This is a genomic window from Lysinibacillus sphaericus (assembly GCF_001629735.1).
Classification (GTDB): domain Bacteria; phylum Bacillota; class Bacilli; order Bacillales_A; family Planococcaceae; genus Lysinibacillus; species Lysinibacillus pinottii.
Genome location: NZ_CP015224.1, coordinates 3,740,285 through 3,757,256, shown reverse-complemented (window position 1 = coordinate 3,757,256; position 16,972 = coordinate 3,740,285). Strand labels below are relative to the sequence as shown.

Genomic DNA, 16,972 nt, shown 5'->3' with positions numbered 1-16,972 from the left:
TGAATGGCATTAAACTGTAAGCATTATGCCCCGTTGTTTAATAGGGTGTTATTTTCTATACTTTTTTATAAACGTAGGAAGGGAGCTAAGTGGGATGATTAAATTAAAAGATATCGGAACATTTCCGGCAATGCCGGAAATTGCGATGCATATCTATTCTAGTAATATAGCTGCATTACAGGCTGCAAAAGTCAATGGCTGGGATATTGAAGAAGAGATTATTTTAAGTAAACACATATCGTTAAGTCCTTTAGATCTAGCACTGATTGCTGAAAAGTTGGATGTTGTAAAGCTATTAATCGACTATCATGTTAATTTGAATGTTGATCAAAATCCTTCTTTCTTAAGAGCTGTTCGATATTGTAAAGAAAATATAATTCGCTATATTGTTGCACATGGGGCAAAATTGAATGGACATAATCGTGTGGGTTCTGGTGCCTACTCGCAAGCCTACTATGGCAATAAGAAAAATATCCCACTTATTCATGAACTCGGGCTTGATATAAAGCAGCATGGTGGGGCAGTATTACGTCAGGCAGTATCAAATTATGACAAAAATATGGTTACCTATTTACTTGATCAGGGAGTCGATATTAATGATCAAAAGCCCGATATGGTTTATCCGTATGAGCCGACACCATTAACGGTTGCAACACGTATGGGTCATCTAGCAATGGTGAAGTATTTGGTCGAGCGGGGGGCAGATATATCATTGAAGGAGAAAGATGGAGAAAGAGCGTACACCATTGCAGTAAGTGTAAAAAATTTAGAATTAGCTCAATATTTGAAAGAGCTAGAGCCTGCTGAGTTTCATCAGGTAGAAAATAAAAAAGATGCATTAAAAAAATATAAATTACCGAAGGAGCTACTTCATTTTCTGACAGGCAATCAATTACATCTTAAGCTTGCAGTCAATAATTATGATATTCAGTACATCGATTTTTTCAAACTAACGGATACAATTGAGATGAAGATTGGCCGTCAAAAAATGCTACGTCTTTCAGCCGCTATCGATCAGTACTCTGATTTGCAATTGGTTTGGAACCCAAAGGGAAAGGTAGGGTGTTACGATTTGGAGCATGAGGTATATGCAGATTTAAGTAGCTTTACAGAATTCCTTGCTAGGCCAGAAATGTACCTGATTCAATTTCTTGAAGGAGAATTCTCATAATATAGCAAAATTTACTTCATGCGTTCGCTCTTCCAGATAGGTAGTAAAGACATGCAAAATAAGCTAGTAGAAGAGCGTTGAAGTTCTGTTCCTTTAACGCTCTTTCGTATTAACTTTTAATCTTTGAGAAGCAAAAAGTTATAGGAAGTTTTACATATTTTGCACAAAAGAACAGCAGTATAGCTACTAGCAAGGATAGAGGAATGCTGATTATAACAGGTAATTCTACGCCATACCAGATGCTCATCTTAATTTGATGAAATCCAAATGTTCTTAAAAAGCCAGCTAGTATGGAAAGAATGCCACTTAACAATAGGCCAGCGTATAATACCGATAATACAACCAGTGCTAATGAACAAAAAAAAGCTTGTAGCCATTTTAGAAATATCACTCTTTTTCCCTCCGTATAATGTGTTGCACCTTTGCGTTAGAAGCAACAGAGTAGTCATCTGAATAGTATAGAGTTTCAATATGGCAATGTTCCCCTACAATAACAACTTCACCTTCCACAATTTTTGCCTTTGTATAAGCTAGTTTCAAGTGTTTGCCGCTAATAGTATGGCAACTTAATTTTTTCTTCAAAAATGAAAGTAGTGTTACCCTATCCTTTTCTACCAAAATATTTTTAGCCGTTAACAGGTCGATTTCACTCTCCCCTGACAATTTTAAGTGAAAATGCTCAGCCGTTATTTCTGCAGCCTTTACAATTCCAATAGCATCGAGCTTCTCGCACTGTAATTTCCCTTCAGCCGACAGCTTTCCAGAGCTACTAATCTTTTGAATATAACCACTACATAATTTTATGTTTCCGGCATTCATGAGCGCTTCCATTTCGCAATAATCCTTTAAAGTACAAGATCCTGTACTAGTAAATGATTGGACGATAACAGGAAAATAAAAGGAGCTATGGCCATGAGTAGACACTTTTTTTAGACGTACCTCTTGTTGAATTGCTACAGCACCTCGAATATTTAATTGCTCGTAATCAGCATCCAAATTTTTAATACGACCGTTTGTTAGTGTAAGGGTGCGGAGATTTTGAAACATAAAAGTCACCTCATTATAATTTAATTAATATATATTTTATTTATTAAAATATATATTAATTAAATTATATGCAACTTCCATTTGTCAAGAACCAACCAATAAAAAAAGGATTTCAAGTTTATTGAAATCCTAAAAGATTTTATTCATTAGCTTGTTTACTTCGCTTAAGATCGTGGCCATGTCCATGAGTTTATCTTGGGAAAATTTTAAAAAGATTTCTTGGACCTTTTCATCACCAGTACTTGTTAAAACCATTTTGACCACGCGACGATCATTATTTTCTCTAATTCGTTGAATGAGCGCTAGTTTTTCCAGTTTATCGCACATAGAGGTTACAGCTCCAGGTGTCACACTAAAGAAATCTGCAATTTCTGTCGCTTTCATACCGCTATTGATTTTAAGTTGTAGAAGTAGGATTAGCTGGTTTTGTGATAGCGCTTCTCCTTCAGATAAAAGGTCTACAAACATTTTCGATTTTTGCTGTATTTCTAGCATTTCTTTCATAATGATTTCAACATTATGTAGACTGTCAGCCATATAATCACGTCCGTTAAAATATTTAATAATTGAATTATATAGCAAGTGAATATATCTTTCCAAGAATACAATATCTCTAAAGAAACAAGCTTTTATTGTTTAAAAGTTGCGTGCATCCATTCAAAGAATCTTTTCTTTTCTTCGAATTGTGGATAGTGTGCAGATTGCTCGTAAGCTATAAATTCTTTTTTCTCTGCCCTGATTTGGTCGAAGTAATTTTTTGCTGCGTGTGAGGATGTTTGATAATCATAGTTGCCCATTAAAAAATAGAAGGGTAAATCAAGCTTTTGGACTTTTGTTGGAAGGGGGTGCTGCATGACCTCTTTTAATAAAGCCTCTTGAGACAAGGATAAGCCATAGTTATAGCGGATAATATCTAACAAATTATACTCTTTACTGAACAGCATTCCTAGCATATTTCCATCAGGATTATCTATTAATCTGGTAGCACCACCATATTTGTTTACGTAATTTCTAGGCGTAAACATTGTACCATTTTTAATGGCATCAGCTATCTGTTGTAAATATAAAACATCTTCTTTGTTGCCTTGCAGTTGAGCCTGATTGATTGTGAATTTTAAACTATCGTTCTCACTTTCGATTGTATTGCTCATTTGTCCTATCCCAATATAAGCTTCATATTTTTCAGGGGCGTTAGCGGCTGCTTGTGTAGCAATATATGTACCATAGGAATGGCCAATTAAGATGACTTTTTCTTTGTCTAGTCGTTTAGCTATATAATCAGTCAGTCCTAATAAATCCTCCACAAGCAAATCAGAAGAAAGATTAGAATAGTCCTCGAAAAAATGATAGGATTTCCCACTAGCACGCTGATCATAATGGACCACCGTAAACTCCGTTTCTAGTAAATCCTGATATTTTTTTGCGTAGGGTATTTCAGAGCAGCCAGGTCCGCCATGAACAAAAATAATAACAGGGTTTGCTTTATCCTGACCTCGGATCATTATTTCATGACCAGTGCCATTAATTTCAACTTGCTCTAAAGCGCTAATGCTGGTTGAGCCTTTTATGGAGGAGGTCCATGTTGGGAAGAGCAGCATCAATAGTAGTAAAAGTACAATAACTATCACCATATATTTAATAAAATTAATAGATGTTTTCATCGATTTTCTTCTTTACATGCGTTTCGCGAATGTCGCTTGATACATTCTTCTTTTATATACATAAAAATACATACTCAGAGGCCACCAAAGCGTAACAAAAATAGGGTAGATTGCCCATATAACTCCTGGTGAAGAAACAATATTGACGATGATAAAAAAGATACTTATTAATAATGTAGCAGTGACGGAGAAAGCCACAAATGTTTTTCGTTGAGCATGGTATAAGGCTAAGGGCCACCATATAACTAAAAATGCAGGATAAATTGCCCAAGGGTATTGTGGTGATAAAATGATGTTTACTAAAGCATAATAAATAATAGTAGAAGCACAGCCTATTAGTGCGATTTTTAGCGTTTTTCCTTTTTCATCTAAGTACATCAGAATGGGCCACCAGACAATAGGGTAAATGGCGTAAATGAACCATGGATGATCTGGTGTGTAAATATAGTTTTCTATAATAAGAAACACGATAATCATCGTACTACAAATAATTGAATATTGTTTATACATTTTTTTATACATACAGATGATCGTAATCGGCCAAAGTAACAGCAGTAAGCAAGGATAGATAAACCACATTGTTTGGGGCGATGTCGTGAAATTGACGATACCTAAAAAAATCATTGTCATGATGCTCCCAGCTAATGAAAAGTTAATAAAATTCTTCATATTTATTCACCCCATCTCTTACGTGACCATACAAAGTACATGGACAATGGCCACCAAAGGATAGCGAATATTGGATAGATTGCCCAAATTGTTTGTGGTGTGTAATAAAGATTAATAAAAATAAAAAATGCAATAATTAAGCCACTACCCCAAAGAGAGAACTCTAAATTTAATTTAGCCATGTTTTTCTTAGCAGGTACCTTAACGCCTAGTTCCTTTTTTAAATCTTCTATGTCTCCAAACTCTACAATTGCTTTATTGATGGCATCCTCTTGTTCTTTTCCCTGATCCATCAAATAAAAGACTTTCTCTTCAAGATTTTCAATAATTTCTTGTTTAACCATTTCCGTTTCGTTGTTGCGAGGAATACCCTTAAACAGCTCATCAATATGGTTTTTTATTCTCTTCATTCGACGCCCTCCATAAATAAATCAATAATTTCTTTTACTTCCGACCATTCTTTCGCTAACTCATTTAAATAGGCCTTACCCAATGAGGTAATACGGTAATACTTTCTTTTGCCACCATGTGAAACATCTCCATAATAGGCTTCAATAATTTCTTTTTTCTCAAGACGTTGAAAAACAGCATACAAAGTTGCTTCTTTAATCTGAAATCGATTATTTGTACGGAGACTTATTTCCTGAGAAATTTCATAGCCATAGCGGTCTTTTTCTGAAATGAGCCGTAAAATAATCGAATCCAAGTGTCCTCGGATAATATCACTGCGAACCATAAGTCACCTACTTCATTTTATTGCTCTATCTGTCAGAGTAATATTAGCAAACATTACTCTGCCTGTCAAAGTAATTTATTTTCTTTTTTTTAGAGCACGATAAAAGAACTCCATTCACTAGAAAGTGCCCAAAAGGACAATTTCATAGCAAATGGAGTTAACGATCATACCTCTCTACATATATAACCCTGCAAGAAAAATTCCCCTAGCTTCCTCATAAATATCATCAAATTGACTTATCGGGAGAGGGTTTGTGCCACTTCCTAATTCAACGGTAAAGCCTGGCCTACGCCAATCTTGGATAAACCAATCTTTATAGCCAGCATAGCTCCCAGCAGATTGAATCGGTTCATAGCCACTCACTCGACTAAACTCATTAACAAGCACCTCTGATTCAGGTGGTTCAAGATTTTCAAAGCCCCAATAGATAACGCGACCTTGTGTATGAAAGGCTAGTACTCTTGCAAAATCACGCTGCTTGGTCAAATCAGCCATAGCTATGGCTTCAGGCTCAGACAAAGGCCTTTCCCCGCCATAATCTCTAGGACCAGGAGTTTTCGGGTTACGGGCGCTTTCTAATTCCCATTTGGCAGGAAACTGATCATTTAAATCAACGCCATGGATGTTTGCCTTCCAGCCAGAAAAATCAGAGCTACCATTATTCCATGAAATGAGCTGATTTTTTAATGATTCATCATTTGGGGGACCTTGTATGACTAAATTGACCCCATCGGGATTTACCATTGGTACTACGGATAGGGTCGTTTGCTGATAAAGAGGAAATAAAGAAAGTCCACTCATATTATTTTGGTTAGTGAGAGCGAGCAAATAGTCATTTAAAAATGTTAGAATAATAGGAGTAGTAATCCATTCATTTGCATGGAAGGAGCCGTTATAATGAACACGTTTAGTTCCATTGCCAATTAATAGCTCTGGTATTTCTTTACTTAAAACGGAGCTACCAATGGTAGTACTGCGAAGAAATGGATAGGCGTCAACTAGCCTTTGAATATCATTCATCATGATGTTGTACGTATAATTTTGTTTACCGTCAATTAAGCGCCATGTTAAGCGTTGTGGTATATGAATCATCTGGCCAATCTGTAATTGATTTGGATGAAGACCCGGGTTTACAAGTAATATAGCAATAAGTGGTAGATTATACCGCTGTGCAATTTGCCAAAGGGAATCCCCTTGTTTCACCTGATAGTTAATGGTCACAAATCCAGGAATACGAATGCGTTGCCCAACTCTTAAAAATTGAGGATTTATATTGGTATTGGAATCTAAAATGAGTGGAAGAGGTATTTTAAATACTTCACTGAAATGCCAAAGTGAATCTCCTGGCCTTACGAATATATCCACATGCATTCTCTCCTTAGTTAGAAATAGTTCAATATAAAATGTATATGTGAGAAATTAATACTTATTAATGCTAAAGCCGTAAAATTTCTTTAAATGAATATTTAAGATGGTATTCTAGTCACATTTATAACAAAAATAGAGTTTAGGAAAGGTAAAGGTAGGAAAACCAAATGTTAAATAAATTAAAATTGGGTATACGCTCCAAGATTACATTGGGTTATATTATCATCATTCTTTGCTTACTTGCATCAGTGATCATCCTAAATAATCAAATTACTTCTTTGCAAAAGGAAAGAAATTTTATTATTAAGTACGACTCTAATGTGAAAACATTAACCAATGATATTGAAAAATATATATTGGATATGGAATCAAGTCAGCGAGCTTTTATTATTACGGGTGAACCTAGTTATCTGGAGCCCTATGATAATGGAGCGGAAAACTGGAAAATAGATTTTAATGATCTTTATCAGCAAATGAAAGATAAACCAACCCAGCAGGAAAAATTGAAAGAGATAGAGGAAACGATCGATCATTGGGTTGAAACAACGGGTGGGCCAACTATTCAATATAAAAAGGACGGTAATACAAAAGCGTTAACGGAATTTTTCAAAGTTGATAATGGACGCCAAGACATGGAAAAAATGCGCAAATTATTCGATGCATTCCGTGCAACTGAAAATACTTATACACAAGCAAAGGCCGCTCAGTTAGACAAACAAAATAGTCAATTAACAAGTGGTCTATTTGGGATTTTAATTTTGGTTTCTGTAATTGCTATTGTTATAGCAAGTGGCATTTCCCGTTCCATTGTCAAAACTATAACAGAAGTAACACAAACGATTCAGGAAATGGCTGCCACGAAGGGTGATTTCAAGAGAAGAATACATGTGAATACAAATGATGAAATTAATGAGCTTGCTGATGCAACCAATATATTATTGGAATCGGTAGAGAAGAGAGAGTGGTTACAAACCAATATTGCTGATATTGTAACAAAATATCAAGGTATTTCAGCTATTACGAAATTGGCTGAAACCTTCCTGTCAGAAATGGCACAGAAAACACAGGCGTCTCTTGGAGCATTCTATGTTCGGGAAGAGGCAGAGGAACAAGTACTATTTATAAAAAAGGCGGCTTTTGCTGACGGAGATGATCGTGTCGGTATGGAGAGCTTTAAAGTAGGACAAGGTTTAATCGGTCAATGTGCATTAGAAAAAAGAGTTTTATTCTATGATAATATTCCGCAAGACTATCGTTTAATTAGAACAGGGCTAGGTGAAATAAGACCCAAGCATATTTTATTGATTCCTGTTATTTTCGAAAATGAAGTTATAGCGGTTGTCGAGTTAGCTACAATGACTAAATTTAATGCATTGCAACAGGAGTTAGTGAAGCAGGTTACTGAAACCTTTGGCTTAACTGTAAATGGTGTATTGGGGCGTATGGAGATCGTTCGATTATTAAATGAGTCAAGAGCAATGACGGAGGAGTTACAAGTTCAATCAGAGGAACTTCAAACACAATCTGAAGAATTACAAATGCAGACAGAAGAGCTGACGATGATTAACGAGCAGCTTGAAGAGCGAACGAAAGAGGCAGAGTCCAAATCACGTGAGCTAGAAAAGGCTAAGCAAGAATTAGAAGAAAGTGCAGAACAGCTTATACTTAATTCTAATTACAAATCTGAGTTTTTAGCAAATATGTCACATGAGCTTAGAACGCCTTTAAATAGCATTTTAATTTTGTCAGAGATGTTAGCAGAGAATAGCCAAGACCACTTAACAGATGAGGAAACGGAATTTGCGAAGGTTATCCATTCCTCAGGTGAGGATTTACTTGCATTGATTAATGATATTTTAGATTTATCTAAAGTGGAGGCAGGGAAGCTAGATATCATCTTTAATGAAGTGAATATGAGTGAAGTACCTGTTCAAATTGAGCATACTTTTGCACCTGTCGCGATGAAGAAAAATATAGATTTCCATATTTCAAAGGCAGATCATGTTGTCGACGTATTCTATACAGATGAAAAGAGATTTCAGCAAATCATAAAGAACTTATTATCAAATGCCTTTAAGTTTACGGAGCATGGATCTGTAACTTTAGCGATTAATCAGCTTGCACAGAGCCAGCTTACAAGTAATATGCAAGATATTAGCGATGATTGGCTAGAAATTACTGTTTCAGATACCGGTATAGGAATTCCAAAAGACAAGCATCAATTGATCTTTGAGTCATTCCAGCAAGCAGACGGTGCTACCGTTCGAAAATATGGTGGAACAGGACTTGGTCTTTCAATTTGTAAGGAGTTTGCGAAACTACTTGGTGGTTGGATTACATTGCAAAGTGAAGAGGGACAAGGTAGTAGCTTTACGTTAACGATTCCAAGCTTACCAAATGGAGTCGAAGAGGATCATTGCGATAAGCTTGCTGCTTTGAATGAGGTAGCTGTGACAATTGAGGAAGATGTACCGAGAGAAGAGCCATCGCAGGATAATAGGGAAGTTTTAAAGCATGATGAGGTAGAGGTTTTTCAAGGGAAAAATATATTAATCGTCGACGATGATAACCGTAATATTTATGCCTTAAAAACAGCACTTGAAACAAGAGGCATGAACATTTTAGTGGCTAAAGATGGACTTGAATGTTTAGAGGTTTTGCAAGCTCATCATGAGATTGATTTAGTGCTTATGGATATTATGATGCCGAATATGGATGGTTATGAAGCAATGACTATTATTCGTCAACAAATGAAGCGGACTGAATTACCGATTATCGCCCTGACGGCGAAGGCTATGAAGAATGACCGGGATAAATCATTGCAAGCTGGTGCATCTGATTATATTAGTAAACCATTAAATTTAGATCAATTAATATCCGTTTTAAGAGTATGGTTAGTTTCTAAAGGGAGTATATAAAGATGGAACATTTTGAGCCTTTGGAGCAAAATATACAATTGAATAAACAAACAAATTTAGAAATTGATTTGTTATTAGAGGCTATTTATCGATTATCAGGCTATGATTTTCGGCAATATAACCGTTCTTCCATTTCACGTCGAATTTTTAATAGGATGAGAATAAATAGCATTCCAACTATTTCTCGCGTTCAGGAAAAGGTCATTCATGATCAGGCGTTTTTAGAGCAGCTATTAAACGATTTTTCAATCAATGTCACAGAAATGTTCCGCAACCCAAGCTTTTTTAAGGCATTCCGTGAAAAAGTGATTCCAACCTTACGTGAATACCAGGAAATCCGTATTTGGCATGCTGGCTGTGCAACTGGTGAGGAAGTATACTCTATGGCCATTTTGCTTCAGGAGGAAGGGCTCATAGACAAGGCTGTCATTTATGCAACAGATATGAATGAGCAGGTATTAGAAAAGGCTAAAAAGGGGATTTTTCCTATTCATAAAATGCAGGCATATACGAAGAATTATATGCTTGCAGGGGGAGCCCATGCTTTTTCGGAATACTATAAGACGGATTATCAATATGCTTATTTCCATTCAACATTATTGAAAAATATTATTTTTGCTCAGCATAACCTAGTGACAGATCAATCATTTAACGAATTCCATGTTATCTTATGTAGAAATGTCCTTATTTATTTTTCGCCGCAGCTGCAAAGTCAGGTCCATCGTTTGTTTTATGAAAGCCTAAGTGACAAAGGGTTTTTATGTTTAGGCGATAAGGAAACATTGCGCTTTGAAGAGGTTATTTCGAATTATAGGGAATTTATTGGTAACGAAAGAATTTACCAGAAAATAGATTAAAAGAAAGAGGCTACCGCCATCACTCGGTAGCCTCTTTTCTTTTATTTATACTGTAGCACTTGCTTGAATCATTAATACACACATATCATCAGGTTGATTGTCTTGTTTGTCTTTAGGCAATAGGTTGTCGATCAGAGGTTGGGTATACTTCCATTTAGAAGATGTTAGCGTTTGCAAATGCTTTTCTGATTCTATTTCACAAGGTCCCATTGCCTCTAATACTCCATCTGTAAACATAACAATTTGTAGATCTTTTTCATATTGAATATATTGTTTTTTAACTTTAATTTCATCGAAAAAGCCGACTGCGCAACTACCTTGATTTAATGGGATACATGTTTTTTCATCAACTAAGGCGTATCCTGCAGGATGACCAGCGTTTATATATTCGACTGTTTTTTGTTTCGTATCAATTACTAAATAAATCGCTGTGAAATAATAAAGATTTTCATCCTTGCCATCCTGTAAGAGGGCCATATAACGATTCAGTTCTTTAATAACAAGTTCAGGGTCGTTTAATTGTTTAACGGCCTCCCTCAAAACCGAGGAGATAAACATACAAACTAGCGCTGCAGATATACCATGGCCCATCATGTCCAATAAAATAATAGCATAACGATGATCGTCTATTTTATGCCAATAATACATATCACCAGCCAAGTTAGAGGATGGTAAGTAAGAGACTTCTAGACGAATATCTTTTTCATTTAAAGGTGGACTAAGCAGGCTTCTTTGTACATGAGTGGCTAAATCCAATTCATATTGGATTTTCTTCTCATGTTGTGTGTGCCAATCTAATTCAGCTTTTAAACGTAGGGCAACTCGGATTCTAGCAAGCAATTCCGTTTTATTAATCGGTTTTGTAATATAATCTACGCCCCCGATATCTAATGCTTCTGCGAGTTTGTTTTTATCCTCAAGGGCTGTAACAAAGATAATTTGAATATCTCTTAATCTTTCAATTTGCTTAATACGTTTGCAGGCCTCTATACCATCTACTTCAGGCATCATAATGTCCAATAAAATTAAATCAACTGAGCTTCCGGTTGGATTTGGTTCATTTAATTGTAAATAATCAAATAGCTCATTAGCAGATGAAAGAGAAACACAGTGTTCATAACCTGCATTTTTCAGTATTTTTTCAATGACAAATAAATTGACTTGATTGTCATCTACTAGAAGAATGGTCATAGTTATTTCCCCTTACTCTAATTGAATTGTGCAGATTATTATTCGTGTATATAAATTATTTCCAACTTTATTATTATACAAAACATTAGAGGAGAAAGGTATTTTAGCGATTTGAGATTAGCTTTCAATCATATATTTACAATTTATCACTTTTAGAGATTGGTATTTTAGCTTTTCTAAATCCTTGATATATATCAAATGCATTGGCTAAAACAGCAATAATCATACTGGCAAGCAGGATCTTATCTATGACAGATGAGACATTTTCTTTGTTAGTTTCTACGATTGCTGCAATGTACGGAATGGAGGCACTATGGATAAAATCCTGATGAACAGCAATGAGAATAAATACAATAGTTCCCACACTTTGAAGTAATGCATTGATGATAGCAATCGTCATGGTCCATTGCCCAGTACGCCATTTTAAAAAGGTTAAGGCAAGACTAAGAATTATACAGAGCATGACGATGAGGGCATAGGATTGTAAAAGATTTTGATTCAAAATAGGCATAACAAATTTTAAACTACCATTTCCATTTGTTGTATAAATACCTAAAAGACGATTGGCGTTCCAATAAACAAAGGTAAAAATAATAGCCCCTACAAAGCTAAAAATTGTATCACTTAAAGTGATGATTTTTTCCTTAGGAACGGTTTTAATTTTTAAACTTTCGGGTGTCCATTCCTTGGTGTCATTCAAGAAAGGCAACAATTGAATTTTGCTCGGATCAGAGCGTTCTAGGACGATGAAAAAAACGGTGATCCAGAACAATACATGAAATGATACAGAAATAATGGTAACAATCGTCATAGCAAATGTTGAAATGATAGTGGAGAGCATGGCCTCTTCTCCAGAATAGAGAAAAATTCTCTCAATCACTTGAACAATGACCGTTATAAAAATAGCCCAAGGGAAAACGAGTTTAATGGTTCTAGTGTATGGATCAAACACGTTTGGACCAATTAAAAAACGAGGCGTATCCTGGTAGCTAGCTGCAACTTTTGCAGGGCTTCCAAGCTCTTTTAGCACTTTCATGATATCTGCTTCTGAATAGGGTTCTGGCAACATATCTTCAATAGTAGCTTTAAGCTCAAGCTTTATGTTTTCACGTCTATTTTTATGTAGTCTTTTAGATACTTCTTCAATATACGCATCAATTAAAGTCATTTCCTTATTCCTCCTTTAATCATTTACATTGTTCACATGTGCAGTGGTAATATATGTTATTATGGGTGGAAAATGAATATGAACGACATGTCATACTTTGAAAATGGAGGGGAATTAATGAGAGTGGTAGAGAGGTTAGTAAAAGAGCAAGACTTTTTAACTTTTGCGAGTATCGTTGTAGGAGCCTACCCTGGAATAGTGAACGGAGCTCAGACAACAAAAGAGCAGTTGAAAAATCTTTTTATGGAAAATCAGAATCATGATGAATCCCTAAATTATTTTGGGCTTTGGGAAGAAGGCAACCTAATTGGCGGCATGCGATTGCATGATTTTCAAATGAACCTTTTCTCTAAAATGATACCAATTGGTGGAGTAGGGCTTGTGGCAGTTGACTTGTTACATAAAAAGGAAAAAGTTGCGAAGGAGCTAATCCATCAATTCTTTAACTTTTTTTTAGCAAAGGGTATTCACTTTGTCGCTTTATATCCGTTTAGGCCAGATTTTTATAAGAAAATGGGGTTTGGCTATGGACCGAAAATGTACCAATATTTAGTAGAGCCCTTAAGCTTTCCTAAAGGTCAAACGAAGGAGCACCTTAAATATTTGTCAGTGGAAAATCAGCAACAGCTAACAGATTGTTATAACAGGGTAGCGTCTCAACAGCATGGGATGCTTCTCAAAACAAAGTCAGAGCTTTCTTCTATTTTTAAAAACGACGAAAACTATGTGATTGCGATGGAAAAGGACGATAGCGTGCAAGGCTATATCGTTTTTTCATTTAAAAAGCAAAGTGAGAGTAATTTTATGTTGAATAATTTAGTTATTAAGGAATGGGTATATGAGACACCACAGGCTTTGTTAGAGCTTAGTACGTTTTTAAACAGTCAGGCAGATCAAGTAAACCGCATTGAGTGGAATACACAAGAAGACAATGTACATTTCTTTTTAGGTGATGTCAGAAATGGTTCAAATCATTTAATTCCAAGTGTTTACCATGAAAATGCTGTGTCAGGAGTTGGACTGATGTACCGCATTATTAATGTGAAAGGTTTTTTTGAAGAATTAACGACACACCATTTTAATGGTGTAACACTGACATTTAAATTAACAGTTACGGACTCATTACTTGCTGAAAATAATCAGCAACTCATTATCCAGGCTGTTGAAGGTACAATTAACATGAATGAAAGTGGTCCCTATGATGTAGAAATAATTGTAGATGTGGCTGAGCTTTCCTCACTGGTAATGGGAGTCATAACGGTCCAAGAACTGTATATGCTTCAACGAATAAAGATCAGTCATGAGCAATATTTACAGGCATTACAGAAATTTTTCTTTGTGTTTGAAAAACCAAAATGTATGACGGCATTTTAGAATGTTGGTGCTAGGTTAATGCTCTTTATTCATAAAAAGAGATGATCGTGTCGGTCTTTCAAGCGGTGTGATATTAATAATAAAGTAACTAATGATGAGTATGAGAATAATGACTGAATAAATTAATGTATTCAGTGGATGATCGTGTTCAACGATAATTAATCGAATCATTGCTGTGATACCTATATATATAAAGTATCGTAGCGGAAAATGATAATCTTCTTTAAAATATTTAATAATCATCGTGATGAACTCAAAGTACAGAAAGAATATAAGGATGTTAGCAAGGAATAGCTTATAATCGCCACCTTCCTTAGTGAAGAGTAATATTTTAAGAAATTCTATTAGCTCCTTAAAGAGTAAAAACGCTAGAATGAGTGCTAATAGTACAAGGCAAACATTTAAAAAGAGTTGCAATGACTTAGGTACAGCTTTAATGAGCTGTATGTAGGGTGAATTTTTTTGATTCATATAACTCCTCCAATCAGTTTTGAATGGTAAGCATAAACACATTTATCATATGGCAAAATACGAAAGTGTTATGATATGAATATAACAATATGTCGTAAATCTTTCTTTTAGTATTTGTAAAGTTTTGGTATATTTTTGCGAAAGAAAGTTTTCAAAATAATTTAGTGGTATGCTAAAATAGATGTGCATGAATATAAAATTAAAAAGGGGTTTTAAAGATGGCAAAATCTGCAAAAACGGATGCTAAAATTACACCAGAGCGTTTAGAAGAAGCGTTAGTTGTTCGTGATCGTCTTATTATCGAACTACTTGTACAAGTTCTTGATGAGAAGCTAGTAATTGAGCGCCCAGTATTACGTGAGCGTGTAGGAAACCTTGTTGATCTTTCTAGCTATGATGCAGAACTAAAGGAAACAATCCACGCAGTTATTAACAAACTATAAGGAAAAGAAGAATGCTATGACCTATTCGTAGCATTCTTTTTTATAGGCTGTTACATGTCACGTAAAGCGTTCTACTAATTCATACATGCGCTCTGCCTCTGTATGGAGCTCCTGTGAGGAGTGCATGATAGACGTAACGGCTGACTTTTGCTCATCAATGGATGCATTAATTTGTTCGGTTGCTGCAGCAGATTCTGTGGCTACGCTTGCTATTTCGTTGATAGCATGAATAACGACTACCCGGTTTTGTGCCATTTCGTTCATACCCTCATTAAGAGAAACAAGGTGCTCTGTTATGTCCTGAATGGAGTCGGCTAAGAAAGTAAAAGCTCCTTTTACTTCTGTAATCGACTGTGCCTGACTTTGTGAAAGCTGAAGGGTGTTTATCATTTTTGTATCTGAATTGACCGTATCGATCTCGATGCGCTGTAATAGATTTCTGACACGATTAGTCGCTTCATTTGTATCCTCTGATAAATTTCGTACTTCTTCGGCAACTACAGCAAACCCTTTACCTTGATCACCTGCACGAGCTGCTTCAATACTTGCATTTAGCGCTAATAAATTAGTTTGCTCTGAAATGGAAGTAATCGTTTGTACTACTTGATGAATTTCTTTCATCTGGCTTGTTAAACTTGAAAAATTAGTTCTTAACTCTTCGATTACTTGCGTGAATTCATGAGAATTTTGCAGTAATAATTCAACTTTTTGTCTACCATTTTCTTGTGATTGATTAATAGTATTCATATTTTCGGTAATTTCACTGTATTGACTTGTAGCATTAGAAATCAGTGTTGATAATGTTTCCACTTTACTAATGGACAATTCAGCCTCCTCTGCCTGCACAACAGCTCCTTTAGAAATGTCATTGATAGCTTGGTGGATTTCATCAGCAGAGGCGGTAGTTTCCTCCGTAATCGCACTTAGCATTTCTGAAGAAACTCTCATTTGGGATGCACTATTCTTTGTATTGTTGACCATCTCATGTAAGCTTCTTTTCATATTATTGACATTATTCGCTAGTGTGCCAAGCTCATCCTTTGTCGTAACGGGGATGTCCTCCCCTGTTAGCTTACCTTTAGCAATATCTGATGTAATCACCATAATTTTTCGTATGTAGGCAGTCATCTGTCCAGTGAAGAACCAAAAAAGCATGACACCGATGATAGTAGCTAGGATGGTTGTACCAAGTGTGTAATATAAAACATTTTTAGTACCAGCATTAAAATCCATTTCATATGTACCAGCCGCGATAATCCACCCCCAATGCTTGTCCATTTCCACATAAGTAATTTTAGGAGCAACTATATCAGGATTGGAGGGTAGTGCCCAGTCATACCGCACATATCCGCCACCTGCTTGTGCAGTTTCAATCATTTCCCTCACAAAATAACGACCATCACTTGTTTGTAAGTCGGAGATATCTTGACCTTCGAGAGAGGGATGAGTTTCAACCAACCCATTGTCCTTAAAGGCATAGAAATAAAAATTATCACCGTATTTTACAGGGTTATCGATAGATCGCTTATGATCTTCAATTTTATTACCAACAATCTGTGTTCTAGCACTTTCTTGTGCTTCTTCTATCGTTAATTTCCCATTTCGAACTTGTTCATCCAATTGTGCAATTAATTCAAGTATGCCAAGTGTACCATTCTTAAGACTTTGTCTACCTACCTGATCCATCTCGCTTTTTGCTACAAAATAATTAACTGTTCCAACGAGCGCTGTAGATATGAGAATAACAATAATGGCTAGAGCGACTAACTTATTACGTACTGATTTAATCATAGAAAAGACCTCCGTTCCCTCAAAGTAATGCAGTATAATGATAGTATAATACAAAATTTTCTAATAAAATAGAAAATTCTGATAATAAAGGAGGTATTTTATATTGC

Annotated in this window: 16 protein-coding genes; 5 read left to right on the top strand and 11 right to left on the bottom strand. The window is 35.7% G+C overall.

All coding sequences use genetic code 11. From position 1 onward, the window contains the following. Positions 1-94: 94 nt before the first annotated feature. A complete protein-coding gene (locus A2J09_RS18545) occupies positions 95-1,171 on the top strand; it encodes an ankyrin repeat domain-containing protein (RefSeq protein WP_012296154.1) in 1,077 nt (358 codons plus the stop codon). A 387-nt stretch (positions 1,172-1,558) separates the two neighbouring features. Here the strand turns inward: A2J09_RS18545 and A2J09_RS18535 are convergent, their stop codons facing one another. The 7 genes from A2J09_RS18535 to A2J09_RS18505 form a co-directional block, all read right to left on the bottom strand. Further along, complete coding sequence (locus A2J09_RS18535) at positions 1,559-2,218, bottom strand: hypothetical protein (protein WP_012296153.1); 660 nt, start codon at positions 2,216-2,218, stop codon at positions 1,559-1,561. Between the two features lie 129 nt (positions 2,219-2,347). Then, positions 2,348-2,755 (bottom strand): MarR family transcriptional regulator, encoded by a 408-nt coding sequence (locus A2J09_RS18530; protein ID WP_012296152.1) that lies wholly within the window; start codon positions 2,753-2,755, stop codon positions 2,348-2,350. Positions 2,756-2,847: 92 nt separating this feature from the next. Next, a complete protein-coding gene (locus tag A2J09_RS18525; RefSeq protein ID WP_012296151.1) occupies positions 2,848-3,879 on the bottom strand; it encodes an alpha/beta hydrolase in 1,032 nt (343 codons plus the stop codon). A 12-nt stretch (positions 3,880-3,891) separates the two neighbouring features. Continuing rightward, on the bottom strand, positions 3,892-4,548 hold the full coding sequence (locus A2J09_RS18520) for a hypothetical protein (RefSeq protein WP_012296150.1): 657 nt from the start codon (positions 4,546-4,548) through the stop codon (positions 3,892-3,894). A 2-nt stretch (positions 4,549-4,550) separates the two neighbouring features. Further along, positions 4,551-4,958 (bottom strand): permease prefix domain 1-containing protein, encoded by a 408-nt coding sequence (locus tag A2J09_RS18515; RefSeq protein WP_012296149.1) that lies wholly within the window; start codon positions 4,956-4,958, stop codon positions 4,551-4,553. After that, positions 4,955-5,284, bottom strand: coding sequence for a PadR family transcriptional regulator (locus tag A2J09_RS18510; RefSeq protein WP_012296148.1), 330 nt, complete (start codon positions 5,282-5,284; stop codon positions 4,955-4,957). The genes A2J09_RS18515 and A2J09_RS18510 overlap by 4 nt, the downstream gene beginning before the upstream one ends. Before the next feature lie 174 nt (positions 5,285-5,458). Further along, a complete protein-coding gene (locus A2J09_RS18505; protein ID WP_031416771.1) occupies positions 5,459-6,649 on the bottom strand; it encodes a M14 family metallopeptidase in 1,191 nt (396 codons plus the stop codon). A gap of 170 nt (positions 6,650-6,819) precedes the next feature. On the opposite strand from A2J09_RS18505, the gene A2J09_RS18500 reads away from it, so the two are divergent. Then, positions 6,820-9,570, top strand: coding sequence for an ATP-binding protein (locus tag A2J09_RS18500; RefSeq protein ID WP_012296146.1), 2,751 nt, complete (start codon positions 6,820-6,822; stop codon positions 9,568-9,570). 2 nt (positions 9,571-9,572) lie between these two features. Further along, entirely contained in the window at positions 9,573-10,427 is an 855-nt protein-coding gene (locus A2J09_RS18495; RefSeq protein ID WP_012296145.1) for a CheR family methyltransferase, read from the top strand. Between the two features lie 45 nt (positions 10,428-10,472). Here the strand turns inward: A2J09_RS18495 and A2J09_RS18490 are convergent, their stop codons facing one another. Both A2J09_RS18490 and A2J09_RS18485 read right to left on the bottom strand, forming a co-directional pair. Beyond that, the gene (locus tag A2J09_RS18490) at positions 10,473-11,618 is read right to left on the bottom strand and encodes a SpoIIE family protein phosphatase (RefSeq protein WP_012296144.1); all 1,146 of its coding nucleotides are present in this window, start codon (positions 11,616-11,618) and stop codon (positions 10,473-10,475) included. A gap of 136 nt (positions 11,619-11,754) precedes the next feature. Further along, complete coding sequence (locus A2J09_RS18485) at positions 11,755-12,786, bottom strand: HAAS signaling domain-containing protein (RefSeq protein WP_012296143.1); 1,032 nt, start codon at positions 12,784-12,786, stop codon at positions 11,755-11,757. 78 nt (positions 12,787-12,864) lie between these two features. Between A2J09_RS18485 and A2J09_RS18480 the strand changes: the two genes are divergently transcribed. Next, on the top strand, positions 12,865-14,160 hold the full coding sequence (locus tag A2J09_RS18480) for a GNAT family N-acetyltransferase (protein WP_227256947.1): 1,296 nt from the start codon (positions 12,865-12,867) through the stop codon (positions 14,158-14,160). A gap of 15 nt (positions 14,161-14,175) precedes the next feature. On the opposite strand, the gene psiE is transcribed toward A2J09_RS18480, so the two are convergent. Next, positions 14,176-14,631, bottom strand: a complete 456-nt coding sequence (gene psiE / locus A2J09_RS18475) for a phosphate-starvation-inducible protein PsiE (RefSeq protein WP_036162460.1) — start codon at positions 14,629-14,631, stop codon at positions 14,176-14,178. 218 nt (positions 14,632-14,849) lie between these two features. Between psiE and A2J09_RS18470 the strand changes: the two genes are divergently transcribed. Then, entirely contained in the window at positions 14,850-15,074 is a 225-nt protein-coding gene (locus A2J09_RS18470) for a hypothetical protein (RefSeq protein ID WP_008177853.1), read from the top strand. Positions 15,075-15,131: 57 nt separating this feature from the next. On the opposite strand, the gene A2J09_RS18465 is transcribed toward A2J09_RS18470, so the two are convergent. Continuing rightward, the gene (locus A2J09_RS18465) at positions 15,132-16,865 is read right to left on the bottom strand and encodes a methyl-accepting chemotaxis protein (protein ID WP_012296140.1); all 1,734 of its coding nucleotides are present in this window, start codon (positions 16,863-16,865) and stop codon (positions 15,132-15,134) included. Between the last annotated feature and the right edge of the window lie 107 nt (positions 16,866-16,972).

Coding starts and splice junctions, on each gene's coding strand:
- A2J09_RS18545 (WP_012296154.1), top strand. CDS start 95: ATGATTAAATTAAAAGATATCGGAACATTTCCGGCAATGCCGGAAATT.
- A2J09_RS18535 (WP_012296153.1), bottom strand. CDS start 2,218: ATGTTTCAAAATCTCCGCACCCTTACACTAACAAACGGTCGTATTAAA.
- A2J09_RS18530 (WP_012296152.1), bottom strand. CDS start 2,755: ATGGCTGACAGTCTACATAATGTTGAAATCATTATGAAAGAAATGCTA.
- A2J09_RS18525 (WP_012296151.1), bottom strand. CDS start 3,879: ATGAAAACATCTATTAATTTTATTAAATATATGGTGATAGTTATTGTA.
- A2J09_RS18520 (WP_012296150.1), bottom strand. CDS start 4,548: ATGAAGAATTTTATTAACTTTTCATTAGCTGGGAGCATCATGACAATG.
- A2J09_RS18515 (WP_012296149.1), bottom strand. CDS start 4,958: ATGAAGAGAATAAAAAACCATATTGATGAGCTGTTTAAGGGTATTCCT.
- A2J09_RS18510 (WP_012296148.1), bottom strand. CDS start 5,284: ATGGTTCGCAGTGATATTATCCGAGGACACTTGGATTCGATTATTTTA.
- A2J09_RS18500 (WP_012296146.1), top strand. CDS start 6,820: ATGTTAAATAAATTAAAATTGGGTATACGCTCCAAGATTACATTGGGT.
- A2J09_RS18495 (WP_012296145.1), top strand. CDS start 9,573: ATGGAACATTTTGAGCCTTTGGAGCAAAATATACAATTGAATAAACAA.
- A2J09_RS18490 (WP_012296144.1), bottom strand. CDS start 11,618: ATGACCATTCTTCTAGTAGATGACAATCAAGTCAATTTATTTGTCATT.
- A2J09_RS18485 (WP_012296143.1), bottom strand. CDS start 12,786: ATGACTTTAATTGATGCGTATATTGAAGAAGTATCTAAAAGACTACAT.
- A2J09_RS18480 (WP_227256947.1), top strand. CDS start 12,865: ATGAACGACATGTCATACTTTGAAAATGGAGGGGAATTAATGAGAGTG.
- psiE (WP_036162460.1), bottom strand. CDS start 14,631: ATGAATCAAAAAAATTCACCCTACATACAGCTCATTAAAGCTGTACCT.
- A2J09_RS18470 (WP_008177853.1), top strand. CDS start 14,850: ATGGCAAAATCTGCAAAAACGGATGCTAAAATTACACCAGAGCGTTTA.
- A2J09_RS18465 (WP_012296140.1), bottom strand. CDS start 16,865: ATGATTAAATCAGTACGTAATAAGTTAGTCGCTCTAGCCATTATTGTT.